Below are 19,233 nucleotides of genomic sequence, written 5' to 3'. Positions count from 1 at the left end.
CTCCTATTAATAATTAGTTAGAAAACCAGCCAATTGGTTCAACCTGCAAATTGATATTAATCTGTTTTATTTCCTGAAATTCTTCAAGTCCAAACGTTCCCAGACTGCGGCCTATTCCACTTTGCTTATAGCCGCCCCAAGGTGCTTCATTATAAGTAGGGTGGTAGGAATTCACCCATGTAATCCCTGCACGCAGCTTTTTAATAACTCGCAAACCCTTTGCACCATTATTCGTAAAAACACCCCCGGCTAATCCATACACTGTACCATTAGCTAGTTTTATAGCTTCCGCTTCGTCTTTGAATTTCTGGATAACTACGACAGGACCGAAGATTTCCTCTTGGACAATTTTCATCTCTTGGTTCACATCGACAAAAACGGTTGGTTCAACAAAGTAGCCATTTTTCAAGTTGTTCTTTACGATCCTATTTCCTCCGCAGGCAACTGTCGCACCTTCCTGCCTGCCTAATTCAATGTAGGAAAGAACTTTTTCTAAATGCTCTTTACTGACAAGCGGCCCCATCTCTGTTGCAGGGTCGTCTCCAGGTCCTACTTTAATTTGATTAGCCCGTTCGACAAAACGGTCGACGAATTTTTCGTAGATGCTTTCTTCGACAAGGATCCTTGAACCAGCGGAACATACTTGACCAGAACCTGCGAAGATTCCAAATAAGGCATAATCGACTGCTGTTTCAAAATCAGCATCGGCAAAAATGATATTCGGCGATTTACCGCCCAGCTCTAAGGAAACCTTCTTCATCGTATCAGCTGCTGTTTTCATAATGTGTTTGCCGGTTTTCGTACCGCCGGTAAAAGAAATCATATCGACCTCAGGATGGGAAGCAATTTCATTTCCAACAATCGCTCCAGCTCCCATTACCATATTAGCTACCCCTTTTGGCAAACCGACTTCTTCAAAAATTTCGAATAGCTTTTTCGGTGTAACTGGTGTCACTTCGGACGGTTTAAAGACAATGGTATTTCCTGCAGCTAAGGCAGGGGCAATTTTCCAAACACTCATTAACAGCGGGTAGTTCCATGGAACTATCAAACCACAAACTCCAATCGGCTCGCGGACAACCATCGCCTGCATAGGATCAGCAACATGATAGGTCTGTCCATCTGGTTTTGTAATCAGGCCTGCATAATAGCGGAAGCATGCGGCTGCATCCCCGACATCAAAGCCAGCTTCTCTTAATGGTTTCCCGTTATCCATCGTTTCCAACTCGGTTAATTCATCGGCATATTCATCAATTTTGTCAGCAATTTTTAATAAATACGAGGCTCTTTCCTGAGCAGAGATCCCGGACCAAACACCCTCTTCAAAGGCTCTCCGTGCTGCATAAATTGCCTTACGAGTGTCAGCAGTCGTTCCTTCAGGGGCATATGAAATAACCTCACCATTTGCTGGATTAATTACTGGGCGTGTTTCTTGATTTTCGGCATCTTTCCATTCACCATCAATAAACATCTTAAGGTTAACCACTCGTTTTTTTACCTCGACCATTTTAATTCCTCCTTTATTGACCCTTACTAACTAATATTGCAAGAATCATGCCAAGGTAAAATACCTAGAAACATAGTTTTCCTTTACAATATAGAATTAACATTATTCAGATTTGCATAACCCTATTTTATTTTGCATAATTAATGTACTCCAAATGAAAAAAGCTGCTTTAGATCTTTGTGATCTAAAGCAGCTTTTGATTAAAAGGAAGAAAAGTTTTCGATTTTAATATTTTTCTCGTTTACTATTTTTTGATACTTTCTACTAACTGATGATTGGCTGATTCCTAAGGCCTTTGCGGCTTTTGTCGTCGTTTTGTATTGGTTCATCGCCATCACAATTAACTGCTCCTCGACATGATCGATGGCTTCCTGCAGTGGAATGACCCTTGTAATTACAGGCTTCATCTTTTTATGTTCAAGGCCTATTGATAAAAATTGGCTGACGAACTCCGCATCAATCGACGGATGTTCGGCAGTGACTACTAATCTTTCAATAATGTTTTGTAGTTCCCTGACATTACCCGGCCACGGATAGAACTCTAGTACATTAATGGCATCAGGGGTTAGATGGTAATTACGCTCATACTTCTCATTCAATTGTTGGAGGAAATGAAAGGCAAGCAGCGAAATATCCTCTGTCCGTTCCCTTAACGGTGGGATGTGAATCGGTATGACATTCAAGCGATAAAACAAATCCTCACGGAATGTCCCTTCCTCAACCATTTTTTCTAATTTTTTATTCGTAGCGGCAATAATCTGTACATTCACCTTAAATGGGGTGGTACTGCCAATCGGAATAACTTCCTGCTCCTGCAGTACTCGTAACATTTTTACCTGTAGATGGATTGGCATCTCACCGATTTCGTCCAGAAACAAAATTCCGCCATCTGCTTGTTTAAAGTAGCCTTCCTTTCCATTCTTATCCGCTCCGGTAAAAGCCCCTTTCGCATAACCAAATAGTTCACTTTCGAGTAAATTTTCCGGGATAGCCCCGCAATTTAATTTAAGAAGCGGTTTTGTCGAGCGGCGGCCTAATTGATGGATCGCTTGAGCGATTACTTCTTTTCCAACTCCAGATTCTCCGTAAAGAAGGACTGTCGAGGAAAAGTCAGCAATTTTCTTAGCCTGATTAATAACCTTCTCCATTTTCGGACTACAATAAATGAGCTTTTTCAAAAAGCGGTCTTTGCTTTTAAAATCATCTAATTCCTTCTTATATTGTTCTGATATCTTTTTAATTTCCTGCAGTTCACTTTTTAGCCGTGTTGTTTCGGTAATATCACGTGATGCAATGATAATCCTGTCGAGTTCATTTTTTTCATCAAAGACAGGATTTCCGACGGCAAGAATCTTCCTTCCAGCTTTAGTTTCTTGAACTACAGAGACCTTTTTTCCTTTTTCTAAAACAAGTCTTGTGACCGAAGGTGTAAACAGTCCTTGGTCCTCTAGTTCGAGTATATTTTTTCCAATCAATTCCTTTAAATCTACTTTCCAGAAATCTTGAATGATGTTTTCACTGAACCTGATGAGCTCCCCTTTGTTGTTCACCACCAGAATTTCATCATATATACTGGACAAAATTGCATGCAAGTCCTTATTTAAGTCCTTAATATATTCAATTTCCATCGCCATTTCTTCGACCATAGGCAAATCCTGAGCAACAATGATGATACCATCGACTTCATTCTCATAATTCAAAATGGGGCTATAATCGACGAGAATTCCGATTTCATTCTTGATTACCAGATGATTAAGAAGCGTCTTACCGGTTGCAAATACCTTTTCAAGGTGGGTACGGCTAAAAATATTTTCAGCAGGAAGATTCATAACCTTTTCGGATGTCGATCTAATCATTTTTAAACCGGCTTCATTATAATTAATAATTCGTTTTTCCTTATCTAATACAAAAATCCCCATCGGAATCGAAGTTAGAATAATTTTAAGTAAGTCGACACTTTTATTTTCCTGTTTAAAAAGCTCTGCTAGAACGTCTTCTCTGCGAATATAACCTGCTGGTAAACCGTCCTCCCTTCTAACGATGGCAAACGGTTCGCCGATAATTTGGAACAAAACAGGCAAGGAAATCTGTTCGCTCAAAAAGCAGATGCTATCTAGCGATTTCGATTGTTCAAGTAAAGATGCAATCGAAGCATCCTCTCTTTTATGGTTTTCAAGCAATACATAAGCAAATAAGTGATCTTGTCTTTTTAAAAACAAATAGGGTTCTTTAAGGTTATTTAAGGTAGATCGAAAAACTTCTTCATTTTCACCCACGTCTACTGAAATAATCGGTTTCACTTTTTCTTTGGCAACGGAAAACATCGTTTACTTCCCCCTTAATACCTTATCTACCTTATACTATCACTTTATTCGAAATATTTTAAATTAAATATTGCTAGAAAAAAAGAAGATGTGTATCCCATCTTCTTTTTTTCTAGCAATTAATCACTACCGGTAATAAATAAATCTTCTTTAATATAAGCGAGTACCATCCCAGGAATAACATAATCCCCTTCCTGTACCTCAAGCGATTCGACTTCGCCGCTCATGCTAGTCTGCACCGTTTCTAATGTACCTGATTCTGAAATTATCATAAATAAGGTTTCCCATTCATAAATTCTTGAATCATTCTTAATTGAAATCTTTTTTATCTTCCCATAACATGGGCTAAGAACAACACCATAATACATAAACATCACCTTTCTTTTTCGATTAATACTGCTCTTGAAAAGGCCGTGTCTGTAATACTAGACTGAAGAATTCTTGAAATTCTTGGATATCCTCTGTTTCGATTCCCAGTCTTTCTGCCCAATGATGGTCTGAATAGGTGTCCTCTTGGCAAAGTAACACCATGTTCCCAGACTGAATCGAAGTGACCATCGCTTTCCCGAAAAATTGCTCTGAATAGCCAATCGTCAAATCGTAGCGATGGTTGTTTGAAATTAAACAAAAGTAATGTAACAGTTGCTGTTCTTTTTGTTCGGTTAATATATCAAGCTTCATACAAAACGTCCTCCTTTATTTAAGTTCATTTATTAATATTTCAACCATCCTCTAAGCCTTGAAGCCTCTGCTAGCTTTTGAATTCCTTCTATATAAGCAGCAAGTTTCATATTTACCCCATATCGATTGGAGGTATGGTAAACCTTTAAAAAGCTAGCTGTCATTTTTTCCTTGAGCCGTTTATCTACAGTTTCCTCGGTCCAGTAATAACCTTGATTGTTTTGACACCATTCAAAATAGGAGACAATAACGCCACCAGAATTGGCAAGAATATCAGGGACAACAAGGATCTCCCGTTCATCTAGTATTTTTAGCGCATCCTTTGTGGTAGGACCATTGGCTGCTTCAATGACGATATTACAGTTAAGTTTACCGGCATTATATTTATGAATCACCCCGGAGATTGCAGCTGGAATAAGAACATCACATTCTTTTTCCAATAAATCCTGGTTAGAAATCGAACCATTAAAGCGATTAGAAACAATACCAAAGGAATCTCTATTTTCCAATAGGTATGGGATATCTAGCCCCTTCTCATCGTATAAACCGCCGAGCATGTCCCCGATACCAATTACTTTTGCACCTATCTCATATAAATACTGGGCAAGATAACTGCCGACATTTCCAAACCCTTGAATAATAATACGTGTATCTTTTAACTGCATTTTCTTTAATTCACAAACCATTTGCAGTGTATATAGAACACCTTTTGATGTCGCTGTTTCTCTGCCCCTTGATCCCCCAAGTGCAATTGGCTTACCTGTGATAAAACCAGGGGAGTCAAATTCACGGATATGGTCGTATTCATCAAGCATCCACGCCATAATCTGGGAGTTCGTATACATATCAGGTGCTGGAATATCCTTTGTTGGACCGACCAGTTGACTAACCGCTCTTACATAACCACGGCTCAACTTTTCCAATTCATCTAAACTCATTTTACGAGGATCACAGATGATCCCGCCTTTTGCACCGCCATAGGGAAGGTCGGTAATACCGCATTTTAAACTCATCCAACCCGCCAATGCCTTTACCTCATCAGGCGTAACATCTGGATGAAACCGAATACCTCCTTTGGTTGGACCTGAAGCATCATTATGCTGGGCACGGTAACCCTGGAATATTTCTGTCTGCCCGTTGTCCATTCGAACAGGGATACTCACTTCTAAAAATCTCATCGGCTTCTTTAAAAATTCGAATACTTGGGGTGGGTAGTTCAGGATATTCACTGCTTCTTTTAACGTTTCTTGAAACTCAATAAGGGAATTATCCTGTTCTCTTTCTTTCGTATTCTTCATGTCTAGAGAATCGACTGCCATGCTAACACCTCATTTTTTATTGTTACTTAAGGTTAAAGCAAGTTTCGTGCCAACTTAGCAATCGCAGTTTTATTAGGTGATTTAGTAAAAAAGGGAGGAAGTGCTATGAAGAAATGAGTGAATTATTCAATTCTGCATACCATGCCCTTCTAAACATCAAAAAGCCAGGCATCAAGCCTGGCTCAGGTAATTTTATAGGGATGAGGTTCTCTCGGCATCATCAATATTTAAATCGGCTATTTTGATTCGGAAGAATCTTGTTTGGAAAAGCATATATACCACACCAATAATGATCCAAACAATCCCGCCAATGAGTGCATCAAATTGTAAGTTCGCCCACAAAATTCCCGTTAATCCAGCTCCAATGACCGGCATTATTAAATAGGAGAAAATATCCTTAGCTGTTTTATATCTCTTTTGGCGAAAAACGAAATAAGCTATAACCGATAAGTTGACGAATGTAAAAGCAATTAATGCGCCGAAATTAATAAAAGAAGAAATTAGCTCTAAACTTGGAGCAATCGCAAGCAAGGATACCACCCCAACCAAGATGACATTAAAAACAGGTGTCCGAAATTTGGGATGGACATAACCAAACACCTTTTTAGGCAGGACTCCATTTCGTCCCATAACATACAAAAGCCTTGAAACGCTTGCGTGAGAGGCAAGTCCAGAAGCGACTGTTGCAGCAAAAGCACCTGAAAGGAATATCAATTTAAAAATTGTTCCACCCACAAACAATCCAATCTCAGGTAATGTATCATCAGTTACTTTGAAACCTGAAACATCTGGAAATAAAGATTGTGCAAAATAACTACACACGAAAAAGATAGCCCCGCCAATAAAGACCGTTAACATAATCGCTCTCGGCATCGTTTTTTGATCAATCGCTTCCTCTGCATACATGGTTACTGCATCAAACCCAATAAAGGAGAAACAAACCACGGTTGCACCTGTTAAAATTGCTCCAAGATGAATATCGGAATGAAAGAGAGGTGCTGTTGTGAAAATCGTTCCTTGTCCCATTCCTTTGGAAAGCTGGAGAAAAGCAAGGACAATAAATGCGGCAATTAAGACCACTTCAAAAATAACCAGCAGTGCATTTAAACTAGATGTTTTCCCCATACTCCAAGCGTTAATGGCCGTGACGATTGCAACATACACGACAACCCAAATCCATGCTGGAACACTAGGAAAGACAGATACCATGTAAATACGAATAATCAATGCATTCACCATTGGAAGCAATATATAATCAAGTAACGCTGCCCAACCGACTATAAATCCGAGATGCGGGCTCATGGTCTCGCGGGTATACGTATAGGCCGAACCAGCACTCGGAAATACCTTGACCATTTTTCCATAACTGATCGCTGTAAACACCATAACAACCAACGCTGCTAGGTAGGCTAGTGGAACAACCCCATTGGTTTCTTCAGAGACAATTCCAAATGTATCAAACACAATCGTTGGTGTCATATAACCCAATCCGAGCATAACGATTGCCCATAACCCAAGTGAGCGTTTAAGAGTAGTATTCTCCAATTTAACCATCTCTCCTTTATTATCCGGAATTCGTTTATTAACAAGCAATTGTAAGCACTCACATTTGTTCTTCATTGATGGACAACATATTTTAAAAATTAAACATACTATTCGTAAGTCAGCCCCCCCTTCCATTTTACTTAAAAATCTAACTATTTTAAATAATTGCAATTTTTATGCCAACCATCTTTCTTCTTTATACATCTACTTTTTAATGCCTAAAAAGGTGCACTAAGACTTTTTATCAAATTTGCAATCTAGCAAATGAAACTTAACTTTTTTATGAAAAAATGCATAACCTACTCAGGTTTGCATAAAAAAATGACGCAATAACAAAAAAAGCAGTGGATTCTTTTCGCAGAAATCCACTGCTTTCATAAAAAATCATTGATTATGCTTCCTCAGCTTTATATTGTGGTGGCGCTATTCGAAATGCTTTAGTTAGAAAAAGTAAGTAAGTAAATCCAACAACAAACCAAAGAATTCCCATAATCAAGGAACTAACCTCTAGATTAATCCAAAGTATCCCAACCGCCCCCGCACCAATTAAAGGCATTATAACGTAATCAAAAAAACCTCTAGGTGTCCTATGCATCTTTTGACGAACGGCAAAATGACTAATTACAGAAAGATTGACAAACGTAAAGGCCATTAACGCACCGAAATTAATTAACGAAGTTGCCGTAACTAGATCAAAGAACCAGGCCGACAAGGAGATGACCCCCACAAATAAAACATTAATCGCAGGTGTCCGCCATTTCGGATGAACGTATCCAAACCATTTTTCCGGGAATACCTTGTCACGCCCCATAACATACAAGAGTCGGGAAACACTAGCATGTGATGCAAGTCCGGAGGCTAGTGTATTAACAAAGGTTGTACACAAGAAAATCGATTGGAACAGCTTACCACCTACATATAGAGCAATTTCTGGAAGTGCCGCGTCAGGTACTTTGAATCTAGATATATCTGGAAAAAAGGATTGAATAAAAAACGATGTGGTAATAAAAATAACTCCTCCCCATAAAGCTGTAAGCATAATTGCTTTTGGGATAGTCTTTTGCGGATTGGGCGTTTCTTCAGACAATGTCGTAACAGCATCAAATCCCAGGAACGAGAAGCAAAGAATCGTTGCACCGGTAATAAGGATCGGTAGGTTCAACCCTTCAACAAAAAACGGTTGTAAACTGAAAACGGCTCCTGTTCCCTCGCCCGCATTTAGCCCTTTAATAACCAGAATAATGAAGACAATCATGATTAAAATTTGAACAAGAACAAATAATGAATTGAAATTTGCTAGGACGTTGACGCTTCTTAAGTTTAAGAATGTAACAATTCCTACAAACAATAATACCCAAATAAAATCTGGTACAGATGGAAACAATGCATTTAGGTACAGTTTTGTTAACAAAGCGTTTACCATAGGCAAAAACAAATAATCAAGCAGCGAAGACCACCCAACTAGAAACCCAAGGTTCCGGTTTATCGCTTTCTGGGTATATGTATAGGCTGAGCCAGCTTGAGGGAAAACCTTAACAAGCTTCCCATAACTTGACGCAGTAAACAGCATCCCAATCAATGCAATAATATAGGCTGTTGGTACATGCCCCTCGGTTACACCAGAAACAATTCCAAATGTGTCAAATACCACCATGGGTGTCATATATGCTAACCCCATGATTACGACCTGCCACAGCTTTAACGATCTTTTCAGCTTTACTCCATTTTCCACATATCATACCTCCCCTTTGTTTAAAACGCTTTCATAAAGAAATAACCCCATTGTCCACTGAAAATTTTTTATTCCCCCTTACTTTTTTGAAAATTCAAATATATCATTGCAAATTTCATACCAAACTATATTTTTTGGCTGTGTACAACTTGTCTGTTGATTTTCGCTCCAATCAACAGAGTGGAAAAATCAGCAATAACCTTTAACACAGCCTGTTTTTTTAAAAATAATCTCAAAGGAGGGTCTTGAATAGTTAATTTAATGTCTTTTGAATTATTCATTTACGCATACAATATTCCATATTAAATAGGACTTGTCATTCCATTTACAACGATTCCTCTCATTAATTCATCTGGCACAATACTTGCATTTTAAAATATATGAAAATAAAAAATGGGGGAATTTTAATGCAATATCCATTATCACCAGATGTAAAACCAGAATTTTGTACCACCGGGACCTTTATGAGGTTACCCTCCCACAGAGAAAATGCTAAATTGGCCATTGTTGGTGTCCCGTTTGATACTGCAGCCTCCTTTCGTGTTGGTGCTCGATTCGCACCTCAGGCTATTCGTCAGTCGTCAATGACTCTATTCCCATATCATCCGATTCACAAGGTTTATCCTTTTGACGAATGTAATGCCATTGACATCGGTGATGTATCTGTCATTCCACATAATATCCATCGCAGCTATGAGGTGATTGAAAAAGCAATGATGGAATTGATGGAAAAAGGGATTATTCCAATTGGTCTAGGAGGAGATCATTCCGTAACATTAGCCCATCTTCGTGCCGCAGTTAAAGTACACGGTCCTGTTGCCTTAATTCACTTTGATTCTCATACAGATACTTGGGACACATATTATGAAGAAAAGTATTGGCATGGATCACCATTCATCCGTGCATACGAAGAGAATCTCCTCATTCCTGATAAAGTTTTCCAGGTTGGAATTAGAGGAACCCTAAACCATCCGGGTGATATTGATGCCAGCACAGATTTAGGCTATCACGTCATTACAACTCCTGAGCTAAAGCAACGAGGAATTGAAAATGTCATTAATGAAATGAAAACAAAAATTGGTGATACACCTTGTTACTTGAGCTTTGATATTGATTTTGTTGATCCATCGTGTGCACCTGGAACGGGAACACTAGAAGTTGGTGGTTTAAATAGCTTTGAAACGCTACAAATCATCCGCTCTCTAACAGATTTTCAATTTATCGGTTTTGACTTAGTCGAGGTCTTACCTCCATATGATCCTACTCAGATTACAACATTACTTGCAGCCACAATCATCCACGAATTCGCTAGTCTCGTTGCCCTTAAAATTAAACAAGGTTCGTCTAGCAATATTACTATTTAAAATACAAAAAAGCAGTGATTCCATTTTTAGGAAATCACTGCTTTTTTGTTTAGTTTATTTAGTTCTTGAAATACTACATTATAACAGCTTTTACTTCGCAAAACGGTGGTTACCGATTGTCACTGTTACTGGACGCGAGAAAATCCATTTACTTACAGCTGTCTTCGGATTATAGAAAAATAATGACCCATTTCCTTGACCTCTAAAAGCAAGTGCCTCATTTACAGCCTTTTTTGAGGCAGCATCAGTTGGTTGGTTAATCGTACCATTTTTTACAGGCGTGAATGCATAATAGCCATTAGACTTTTGATAAACAACACCATTTACGGTATTAGGGAAATCAGGGCTAGCAACACGGTTAAGAATAACTGTCGCAACGGCTACTTTACCCGCATACGGTTCACCTACTGCCTCTGCACGTACTAGGCGAGCAATCAAGTCTTTTTCTGCTGCTGTAACCGTAGAATTTGGGATTACTAGATTTGATCCCGCATAAAGAAGACTGCTAGTTTTATTGTTTGCTTTTAATAGACTATTAACAGTTACACCATACTTCACTGCAATTTTCCAATAGGTTTCACCTGATTGTACTTTATGCGTGGTTGTTGCTGCTTCAGTTGTTCCATTTAACGTAAATGCTGACATTGATAAGATAAGTCCGGTCGCAATTAGTAGTTTTTTAAATCTACTCATCATTTATTACCTCCAATTTTTGTTCCTCACTTGTCTATACTTAAGGCTAACAGTTGTAACATTCTTATTCATTAGCCAAAAAGTGGTAAGGAACAATGAGCCTAGTTAGCGCCCAACATGAAGGGATCTTTCTATCAATTGGAATTATCTTCTATTAATAAATAAATTCCATTAGATGGACATTATGGCAAGGATAGGTCAAATTATTACAGGTTGTTTCATGCTTGTAACATTCAAAAAGAGTTCAAATCCATGATTCTTCACTAAATTGACAACAAATTCCTTAAATACACACAGGATTTCAGATGAATCTTTGGTAATAATATAAGTGTAGTGAAAAAGGAGGCTATTTAAATGGATAATCAATTAGTGAGTGTACTTAACAAACAAATTGCAAACTGGTCTGTCTTGTATACGAAGTTACATAACTATCATTGGTATGTGAAGGGTGGACAATTTTTCACCTTACATGTCAAATTTGAAGAATTTTATAATGAGGCTGGCCTTCATGTCGATGAACTAGCAGAACGGTTACTTGCCATTGGAGGAAAACCCGCAGCTACAATGAAAGAGTACCTTGAAATGTCATCGATTAAGGAAGCTTCAGGTAGTGAAACCGCGGATGAAATGGTTCAATCGGTTATTAACGACTTCTCCATTATCATTGGAGAACTTAAAGAAGGAATGAGCTTTGCGGAAGAGAAAAATGATGAAACAACAGGTGACATGCTGCTCGCAATCCATTCTGAACTTGAGAAGCATGTATGGATGCTAACGGCATTCTTAGGCAGATCGATTTAAAAATTTCACACTTAGAAACAAACAGTCCAGCACAATTGTTGGACTGTTTGTTATTTATACGGTTAAAAAAGACGGCAGTTGCCTTCTCTCTTTTTTATCTAATCTTATTCGTTCTAAACGAGAATTGTTTCTTTTATAACCCCATTGATTACATACGAAGGGGCTTCACCGTCTAGCACCTTGACAATGTTTCCGGCTGCAATATTTGCCATTTCATCTCGTGCTTCAAAGGTAGCATTACCGATGTGGGGGGTTAATACGACGTTTTTCAGTTTTTTCAAACCTTCACTAATCGCCGGTTCGAATTCAAATACATCAATACCGGCTCCCTCAATCTGTTTCTCAGCTAATGCCTTTATCAATGCAGCCTCATCAACGATTGGTCCACGAGCACAGTTAATTAAATAAGCGGTTGATTTCATCATTTCAAACTGCTTCGTGCTAAACATGTGTTTCATCGTTGGGTTATAAGAACAATTAATCGTAATAAAATCTGATTCAGCAATCAGTTCATCAAAAGAAACGTATGTCGCGTTTACCGACTGTTCAACTTCAGGACTTTTTCGGCTTGGTCCCGTATATAGAACCTTCATGTCGAAGGCAGCCGCTCGTTTCGCAACCGCTTGGCCAATTTGTCCAAATCCAACGATACCAATTGTTTTTCCAGTTACTTCTCTGCCGCGAAAATAAAGGGGCGCCCAACCGTTAAATCCAACAATACGACATACTTCATCTCCTTCAGCTACTCTTCTTGCAGATGCAAGTAAAAGGGCAAAAGTAAGGTCAGCCGTTGCAGCTGTAGATACTATTGGGGTATTAGTAACTGGGATACTTTTGGATGCCGCAAATTCAAAGTCGATATTATTAAATCCAGCTCCATAGTTTGCGATGATTTTTAAATTATGGGCTTGGTCAATTACTTCTTTTGATACTGGGGTAGATAATAAACTTAGAAGGGCATCTGAATCTTTAATGCGCTCTGTTAATTCAGCTTCAGAAATCAATTTCTCACCTGAAAATACTTCAACCTCGTGATCTTCTAATAACATCTCTAATCCCTTTTGCGGGATCTCACCTGCAACTAAAATTTTTGCCATTGCCAAACACCTCTCCAGAGTATAATGACTGCCTTTTCCATAAATCCAAATAACTGTATATTATTATACTATAATAATAAGTTCTTAAAAAATTATTAATTTATTAAAGTTTTGAAAACAGTCGTTCCGATATTATATTAAATCACCTTCATTTTTTCTATTAGTCAACGTTTGTCCATTTCAACTCAACTCCTCCAAGCATATATTGTAATAATTCAGAAGAGGAGGTGATTTCTATGGGACATGGTGGAAGTAGCAGCTTCGCGTTAATCGTTGTGTTGTTTATTTTATTGATCATTGTTGGAGCATCCTTTATGTTCTAAATGCAGCTAAGGTATCAACAGAAAGAGCGGCAAACCTATTGGTTTCACCGCTCTTTTTTATTGATAATTTTTTACTTTTTGTCACGTGAGATCATGATTAAGCAAACAGTAATAATTGTAAATGCAATGAAAGCTAATAACGGGATGGTAACAAAGCCAAACCAGTTAATATAATCCTTCGAGCAGGGTACTCCCGTGGTACACATTTCAAACTGCTGTAAATACGGGATTTTTTGTAATAAAGTATGGTATCCTGCGATTAGCCAACCGATGATGGATAACGGCAGCGCATATTTATAGATGCCTTTATCATTTCGGTAAACCGCAACTCCCAAGATGATGGCTAGTGGGTACATGAATATCCTTTGGTACCAACAAAGTGTACAAGGAATGTAGTGCATAACATCACTAAAATATAAACTGCCCAGTGTGGCAATGATGGCAGCTACCCAAGAGAGAAGTAAGGATTTATTCATACTTATTCACCCTTTGCGGCTTTCTCAACCATGTCTTTTAAATCATCAATAGTTTGTCCATCAAACCTTTCCCCATTAACGAAGATGGTTGGGGTTCCTGTAACACCTAGTTGTTCAACATAATCCATATCTTTGTTCCAAGCATTGTCAGATTTCTTAGCCTGGAAGTTCTTTAAGACCTTGTCAACATCGCTATCACTAGCAACCTCTTTTAAGGTTTCCGTCAAAAAGTCTTCCGTATAAACGTCAATTTTCTCATATTTTGTATCTTCAGGCTGCTTTTCGAATAATAGGTCATGAAATTTCCAAAACGTTTCATTTCCAAGCTCTTGGTATACGGATTCTGCAAATTTAGCAGATCGTGTCGAGTCCACATTAATAAACGAATCATTCATAAAGTAAAATTTAGCTTTGCCAGTATCCACTAGTTCCTGTTGAATAAGTGGTACGACATCCTTAGCAAAGTTTTTGCAATTCGGACATTTATAATCACCAAATTCAATGATCGAAACCTGGGCTGATTCCTTCCCTTTGTATGGCTGATTGCTATAATCAATTTTTGTAGTTGTTGTTTTATCTTCTTGTTTTGAATGATTGCCTAAAAAAATGAATGCTAATATAAAAACTGCAACCAAACCAATCATCCAAAAAGCAAAGGTAGATGATGATTTTGATTCTTTTTTCTTATTTTTATTATTATTTGCCATAACTAATCTCCTTTTATATTTGAACTTATCATATTAGTTTTCCTAGATAGTATAACTATTACTTATCCATTTGAATAATGCAAATAAAAGGTTTTTACACAATTAAAAGAGAACTGTACTATTTTGAGTACAGTTCCCAGATTGTCGAGAAAGGGTATTTTTCTCGGCAATTTTTTATTTTGTCAGAATCTAAATACTAAATTTATTGATTGTCCCTGCAAATGGGCCTGTTGATTTCCGCTCCGGGCACTCGCTTTCCGCGGGGAGGTCCTGAAGCCTCCTCGGCGCATTGGCGCCTGCGGGGTCTCCAGTGACCTCTCTATCCCGCAGGAGTCGAGCGCCCTCCGCTCCAATCAACAGGGAGGCAAATCAACCTAAAGTATTGCAACACACTTTTTCTAACCTTCTAATTGTGTCACAATCTTTTTTATATTTTGACAGGCTGCAGTAAGAAGAGCCTATTCGCTCACATTCTTCAATCCCCGTAACCGGCAGTAGCGAAGCCCGTGCAGCTCTTTTGAGTCTGCGAAGCTTCGCTCAATTTCTACCTTACAGAACGAATGCCGTAAATAAAACCAATAAACATCATTTTATAAAGAATAAGGGGATCAGTAGGGCGTCCATTATCATCGCCGTAATAAGGACGGACTTTCTCAAGAAGAAACGAAAAATCAATATATTTATCAATCAAACGAAGAAGATGGTCATCAGGTACCAATTCATCAATAGATACAAATTCATATTCACTTTGGCTAGACTCTTTTGGCATAAACATTGATTTCACCACTTATTTTTATTATTCATTAGTTGAGTTGAAAGTCTTTATTGAAAACACTCTGTTGATTGGCGCGGAAGGCACGAAGACTCCTGCGGGAGTACGGGTCAGGGGAGACCCCGCAGGAGCGAAGCGACGAGGAGGCTCCCCGGCACGCCCGCGGAAAGCGAAGTGCCTGGAGCGCCAATCAACAGACCTGTTTAAAGTCTATACACCAATAATATTATAACGAATTAACGCGGTGAATCGTTGAGGTGATTGAATAAAATAAATGGCTGCCGAGGGTTTTTCGACAGCCGAAGAACTGTACTATTTTGAGTACAGTTCCCTTATTCAGCCTGTTTATCCCACTTCTAAAGATTGATGCTGTGATTGATGCAGCCTCCAATAGTAACCTTGTCGGCTGATTAATTCGTTATGAGATCCTTCCTCTTTGATTCTACCTTTATCAATTAAAAGGATTCGAGATGCATTTTGAATCGTGGAAAGACGATGAGCGATAATAAAGGATGTTCTACCCGCCAATAAAGTCTCAAGTCCTTTTTGCAATGCAAGCTCTGTTTCAGTATCAATCGATGATGTTGCCTCATCTAGGATTAATATTTTAGGATCGGCTAAGAGCGCCCGGGCAAAAGAAATCAGCTGTCTCTGCCCAGTCGAAAGTCTTGTTCCTCTTTCGTTGACCTCTGTTTGATACCCATCTGATAAACCGTTAATAAACTGATGAGCCTGAACTGCTTTCGCCGCTTCAATCACTTCTTCGTCCGCTGCATCAAGCCGTCCATAACGGATATTATCCATGATCGTACCAGAAAAAATAAACGGATCCTGAAGCATGACACCCATTTGCTTCCTAAGAGATTGGATAGTGACCCTATTAATATCGATATCGTCAATTTCAATTCGTCCGCTGCTAACATCATAAAAACGACTTAGCAAACTAACAATTGTTGTCTTCCCCGAACCAGTAGCACCTACAAGAGCAATAGTATCACCAGGATTTACGCAAAAATTAATATTTTCAAGGATTTTTTCTCCTTCTTCATATCCAAAAATCACATCTTTAAATTCAACTTTTCCTTTGATTGCAGGAAGCTCCACAGCGTTCGGTCGATCACTAACTGTAGGCTTTTCATCTATCATTTCAAAAATTCTTTCCAAATATGCCGTTGCATTTATAATCGCATTATAAAAATTTCCGATATTCGCAATTGGTGCCCAAAACATCCCTATATACCCTACAAAAGCAACCAAAGCCCCAACTGTTACCCCATCACCAATTAGAGATATTCCTACAACATAAATTAAGGAAGTCGTGAGTACTGAAATATTTTCTATTGAAGGCCATAACAGGAATTGAATTCGTACAGCCTTCATCCAGGAGCTTCGATAGCTTTCAGATACTTCACTAAAAATACGTTTATTTTCTTCTTCCCTCGTAAATGCTTGAGTCACTTTGATGCCGTTTATACTTTCATGAATATAAGCATTCATATTAGATTGCTTGTTACTTAAAGTTTGCCATGCTTTCCGCTGGGCATTTTTAATAAGCAGGATGACCGCAGCAAGGATAGGAAAACCAAGCATCGCCATAAGCGTTAGCTTTACGTCTATGGCTAACATAAAACCAATAATCACGATAAGACTAAAAAGGTCCGTAATCAAATTAATTAACCCATTGGATAATAAATCACTTAAAGAGTTTACATAGTTTACTACTCTCACTAAAATCTTCCCATGCGGCCTACTGTCATAGAATGAGAATGATAACTTTTGCAAATGAGTAAACAAGTCTTTTCTAATATGGAGAATGACACTTTGCCCAATTTGAGACATCATTCTAATTTTATATTTCATACAAATACCAGTAATAATTAAGGCGATTAAGTAAATACCAGCAAGAACCCATAGACCACCTACATCTTTGCCCGGTATTTTCTCATCAATGGCATTTTTAATCAAATAAGGTCCGATTAAATTTGCGCCACTGGCGATTAGCATAATAAAAACAGTAAAAAGGATCTTTTTTCTGTAAGGTTTTAAATAAACCAACATCCTCTTAAGATGAACAAAACTAAATGGTGCTTCCAACTCTTCATCGACATCAAATTTATTGCGCGCCATTGAGATATTTCACATCCTCACCCTCGTGCTGTCCAGCAAAATCCCCATTTTGGTTTCTAAACACTTTATAGTAATATCCTTTTTTCGCAAGCAGTTCCTTATGCCTTCCTCGTTCAATAATCCTGCCATTTTCCATTACCAAAATTATATCTGCCTCTTTAACGGACGAAATCCGATGGGCAATAATAAAACAGGTTTTATCCTTTAAAACAGACTTTAATGTCCGTTGGATTCGCAACTCCGTCTCCATATCAACAGCAGACGTGGTGTCATCCAAAATTAGGATGGAAGGATTTTTTAGAATTGCCCGAGCTAAAGCAATCCTTTGTCTTTGACCTCCTGAAAGTCCTACTCCTCGTTCGCCAATAATCGTATCGTAACCATCCGGCAGCTTAGAAATAAAATCATGAGCCTCTGCCATTTTGGCCGCAGATTGAACTGCTTCTAAGGATGCATCTGGATTACCGTAGGCAATATTTCCTTCGATTGTATCCGAAAAAAGAAATATATCCTGCATAACCATTGCCATACTATCTCTTAATCTAGGTATATCCCAATCCTTTACATTGAGTCCATCCAATCTTACTTCCCCACTGGTTACATCATAAAATCGGCTGAGAAGATTGACTAAGGTTGATTTACCGGCACCCGTGGGTCCGATGATGCCTATCGTTTGACCCGGCATCACCTTAAAACTGACATCCTCTAAAACCGGTTCATCGCCATAGCTAAAGGAAACATGATTGAAATCCACAACCCCTCTCAAATGTTTAACATTGAATCTTTTTGCTTCATTGAATATCTCCGGCCTGGTGTTTAACAGATCTTCTACTTTTTCAGCTGAAGCAATAAACCTTTGAACATCATTAATTAACCAGCCCGCCATTCGCATCGGATTATTTAAAGCCCAAATCAGGGAATTAAACGTGACTAATTCACCTAATGAGAGTGAACGATTAATTACCATACTGCCGCCAACTAAGATCATCACAATAGTTAATACTCCTGCTAGTGAATCGAGAACAGGCAAATACTTTTCCCATACTCTTGCGGAGACCAGATTCTTCTCCATGAAGGCCTTATTTTCTCCTGAAAACTTCTCAATTTCGTAGTCTTCCTTTGCAAACGCCTTTACCACACGATTTCCACTAATGTTTTCCTGAACCACAGAATTTAACCTTGCAAACTGTCCACGGATAGCAGAAAAAGTGGGTTTAACAGTAAACGATAAACGAGTAGCAAAGAAACCAATAATTGGTGTGACTGCCAGCATAGCTAAAGCTAGCGGCGGATGGATATAAAACATAAATACAATGGCAAAAATTAATATGGTTAGATTTTCAAAAATCATATAAATAACCCATGAGGTAAAATGCCTAACCGCTTCCATATCCCCAGTCATTCGAGCCATGATATCTCCTGTTTTTGTCCGATCAAAAAAACTAAAATCTAATTGGTGAAGCCGATCATACAATCGATTTCTTATTTTGAAGATAACACCTTGTGAAACACGTTCGAACATTAGTTGATAACAATAGCGAATAACCGTTTTCATCACCGTTATCCCAATCATGGCCCCTAAAAAGGGCCATAACAAATCATCTTGATGACCATAGATAATCTTATCGACGATTTTCCCTGCAAAATATGGGTTGAGCATATTTAAAACAGAAACCAGTAAGGCAAGAAAAAGGCCACTAAATAACCTAATGCGAAAGTTCCTTATATACCCCCACAACCATCGTATGCTTTGCATGATCTACTT

The 19,233-nt window shown here is 38.4% G+C and carries 16 protein-coding genes and 1 pseudogene; 3 read left to right on the top strand and 14 right to left on the bottom strand.

What is annotated here, in order from left to right; genetic code table 11:
* Nucleotides 1-13 precede the first annotated feature (13 nt).
* The 7 genes from ACJ004_RS11260 to ACJ004_RS11230 all read right to left on the bottom strand — a co-directional run bounded on the left by ACJ004_RS11260 (nt 14) and on the right by ACJ004_RS11230 (nt 9,108).
* Entirely contained in the window at nt 14-1,486 is a 1,473-nt protein-coding gene (locus ACJ004_RS11260; protein WP_410893082.1) for an aldehyde dehydrogenase family protein, read from the bottom strand.
* A 221-nt stretch (nt 1,487-1,707) separates the two neighbouring features.
* Nucleotides 1,708-3,831, bottom strand: a complete 2,124-nt coding sequence (locus ACJ004_RS11255) for a sigma 54-interacting transcriptional regulator (protein ID WP_410893046.1) — start codon at nt 3,829-3,831, stop codon at nt 1,708-1,710.
* A 119-nt stretch (nt 3,832-3,950) separates the two neighbouring features.
* Nucleotides 3,951-4,199, bottom strand: a complete 249-nt coding sequence (locus ACJ004_RS11250; protein WP_410893045.1) for a biotin/lipoyl attachment domain-containing protein — start codon at nt 4,197-4,199, stop codon at nt 3,951-3,953.
* A gap of 22 nt (nt 4,200-4,221) precedes the next feature.
* The gene (locus ACJ004_RS11245; RefSeq protein WP_410893044.1) at nt 4,222-4,512 is read right to left on the bottom strand and encodes an SAV0927 family protein; all 291 of its coding nucleotides are present in this window, start codon (nt 4,510-4,512) and stop codon (nt 4,222-4,224) included.
* 32 nt (nt 4,513-4,544) lie between these two features.
* Entirely contained in the window at nt 4,545-5,831 is a 1,287-nt protein-coding gene (locus tag ACJ004_RS11240; RefSeq protein ID WP_410893043.1) for a Glu/Leu/Phe/Val family dehydrogenase, read from the bottom strand.
* Between the two features lie 192 nt (nt 5,832-6,023).
* Nucleotides 6,024-7,385: an APC family permease gene (locus ACJ004_RS11235; RefSeq protein WP_410893081.1), complete on the bottom strand. Its 1,362-nt coding sequence runs from the start codon at nt 7,383-7,385 to the stop codon at nt 6,024-6,026.
* 382 nt (nt 7,386-7,767) lie between these two features.
* Nucleotides 7,768-9,108 (bottom strand): APC family permease, encoded by a 1,341-nt coding sequence (locus ACJ004_RS11230; RefSeq protein WP_410893042.1) that lies wholly within the window; start codon nt 9,106-9,108, stop codon nt 7,768-7,770.
* Between the two features lie 407 nt (nt 9,109-9,515).
* On the opposite strand from ACJ004_RS11230, the gene speB reads away from it, so the two are divergent.
* On the top strand, nt 9,516-10,472 hold the full coding sequence (gene speB, locus ACJ004_RS11225; protein WP_410893041.1) for an agmatinase: 957 nt from the start codon (nt 9,516-9,518) through the stop codon (nt 10,470-10,472).
* A 90-nt stretch (nt 10,473-10,562) separates the two neighbouring features.
* Here speB and ACJ004_RS11220 read toward each other — a convergent pair whose 3' ends face one another.
* Complete coding sequence (locus ACJ004_RS11220) at nt 10,563-11,165, bottom strand: cell wall hydrolase (protein WP_410893040.1); 603 nt, start codon at nt 11,163-11,165, stop codon at nt 10,563-10,565.
* Between the two features lie 354 nt (nt 11,166-11,519).
* Here ACJ004_RS11220 and ACJ004_RS11215 point away from each other — a divergent pair, with 354 nt between their 5' ends.
* On the top strand, nt 11,520-11,966 hold the full coding sequence (locus tag ACJ004_RS11215) for a Dps family protein (protein WP_410893039.1): 447 nt from the start codon (nt 11,520-11,522) through the stop codon (nt 11,964-11,966).
* A gap of 113 nt (nt 11,967-12,079) precedes the next feature.
* Here ACJ004_RS11215 and ACJ004_RS11210 read toward each other — a convergent pair whose 3' ends face one another.
* A complete protein-coding gene (locus ACJ004_RS11210) occupies nt 12,080-13,063 on the bottom strand; it encodes a 2-hydroxyacid dehydrogenase family protein (RefSeq protein ID WP_410893038.1) in 984 nt (327 codons plus the stop codon).
* 236 nt (nt 13,064-13,299) lie between these two features.
* Between ACJ004_RS11210 and ACJ004_RS11205 the strand changes: the two genes are divergently transcribed.
* A complete protein-coding gene (locus ACJ004_RS11205; RefSeq protein ID WP_410893080.1) occupies nt 13,300-13,386 on the top strand; it encodes a YjcZ family sporulation protein in 87 nt (28 codons plus the stop codon).
* Nucleotides 13,387-13,457: 71 nt separating this feature from the next.
* On the opposite strand, the gene ACJ004_RS11200 is transcribed toward ACJ004_RS11205, so the two are convergent.
* The 5 genes and pseudogenes from ACJ004_RS11200 to ACJ004_RS11180 all read right to left on the bottom strand — a co-directional run bounded on the left by ACJ004_RS11200 (nt 13,458) and on the right by ACJ004_RS11180 (nt 19,224).
* Nucleotides 13,458-13,862 carry a disulfide oxidoreductase gene (locus ACJ004_RS11200; RefSeq protein ID WP_410893037.1) on the bottom strand — a complete coding sequence of 135 codons (405 nt, stop codon included), beginning with the start codon at nt 13,860-13,862 and terminating at the stop codon, nt 13,458-13,460.
* A gap of 2 nt (nt 13,863-13,864) precedes the next feature.
* Nucleotides 13,865-14,569, bottom strand: coding sequence for a DsbA family protein (locus tag ACJ004_RS11195; RefSeq protein WP_410893036.1), 705 nt, complete (start codon nt 14,567-14,569; stop codon nt 13,865-13,867).
* Between the two features lie 547 nt (nt 14,570-15,116).
* Nucleotides 15,117-15,344: pseudogene (locus tag ACJ004_RS11190) on the bottom strand (transposase); the annotation flags it as partial.
* Nucleotides 15,345-15,686: 342 nt separating this feature from the next.
* Nucleotides 15,687-17,468: an ABC transporter ATP-binding protein gene (locus ACJ004_RS11185; protein WP_410893035.1), complete on the bottom strand. Its 1,782-nt coding sequence runs from the start codon at nt 17,466-17,468 to the stop codon at nt 15,687-15,689.
* Nucleotides 17,455-19,224 carry an ABC transporter ATP-binding protein gene (locus ACJ004_RS11180; protein ID WP_410893034.1) on the bottom strand — a complete coding sequence of 590 codons (1,770 nt, stop codon included), beginning with the start codon at nt 19,222-19,224 and terminating at the stop codon, nt 17,455-17,457. The genes ACJ004_RS11185 and ACJ004_RS11180 overlap by 14 nt, the downstream gene beginning before the upstream one ends.
* Nucleotides 19,225-19,233 lie beyond the last annotated feature (9 nt).

Source organism: Neobacillus sp. 204 (genome assembly GCF_046562815.1).
GTDB lineage: Bacteria > Bacillota > Bacilli > Bacillales > Cytobacillaceae > Neobacillus.
The sequence above is the reverse complement of the archived record's forward strand: the minus strand, read 5'-3'. Positions and strand labels throughout refer to the sequence as shown.

Bases quoted from the DNA above. Each gene is read 5' to 3' on its own strand.
- ACJ004_RS11255 (WP_410893046.1), bottom strand. From the start codon at position 3,831: ATGTTTTCCGTTGCCAAAGAAAAAGTGAAACCGATTATTTCAGTAGAC.
- ACJ004_RS11250 (WP_410893045.1), bottom strand. From the start codon at position 4,199: ATGTATTATGGTGTTGTTCTTAGCCCATGTTATGGGAAGATAAAAAAG.
- ACJ004_RS11245 (WP_410893044.1), bottom strand. From the start codon at position 4,512: ATGAAGCTTGATATATTAACCGAACAAAAAGAACAGCAACTGTTACAT.
- ACJ004_RS11240 (WP_410893043.1), bottom strand. From the start codon at position 5,831: ATGGCAGTCGATTCTCTAGACATGAAGAATACGAAAGAAAGAGAACAG.
- ACJ004_RS11235 (WP_410893081.1), bottom strand. From the start codon at position 7,385: ATGGTTAAATTGGAGAATACTACTCTTAAACGCTCACTTGGGTTATGG.
- speB (WP_410893041.1), top strand. From the start codon at position 9,516: ATGCAATATCCATTATCACCAGATGTAAAACCAGAATTTTGTACCACC.
- ACJ004_RS11220 (WP_410893040.1), bottom strand. From the start codon at position 11,165: ATGAGTAGATTTAAAAAACTACTAATTGCGACCGGACTTATCTTATCA.
- ACJ004_RS11215 (WP_410893039.1), top strand. From the start codon at position 11,520: ATGGATAATCAATTAGTGAGTGTACTTAACAAACAAATTGCAAACTGG.
- ACJ004_RS11210 (WP_410893038.1), bottom strand. From the start codon at position 13,063: ATGGCAAAAATTTTAGTTGCAGGTGAGATCCCGCAAAAGGGATTAGAG.
- ACJ004_RS11205 (WP_410893080.1), top strand. From the start codon at position 13,300: ATGGGACATGGTGGAAGTAGCAGCTTCGCGTTAATCGTTGTGTTGTTT.
- ACJ004_RS11200 (WP_410893037.1), bottom strand. From the start codon at position 13,862: ATGAATAAATCCTTACTTCTCTCTTGGGTAGCTGCCATCATTGCCACA.
- ACJ004_RS11195 (WP_410893036.1), bottom strand. From the start codon at position 14,569: ATGGCAAATAATAATAAAAATAAGAAAAAAGAATCAAAATCATCATCT.
- ACJ004_RS11185 (WP_410893035.1), bottom strand. From the start codon at position 17,468: ATGGCGCGCAATAAATTTGATGTCGATGAAGAGTTGGAAGCACCATTT.
- ACJ004_RS11180 (WP_410893034.1), bottom strand. From the start codon at position 19,224: ATGCAAAGCATACGATGGTTGTGGGGGTATATAAGGAACTTTCGCATT.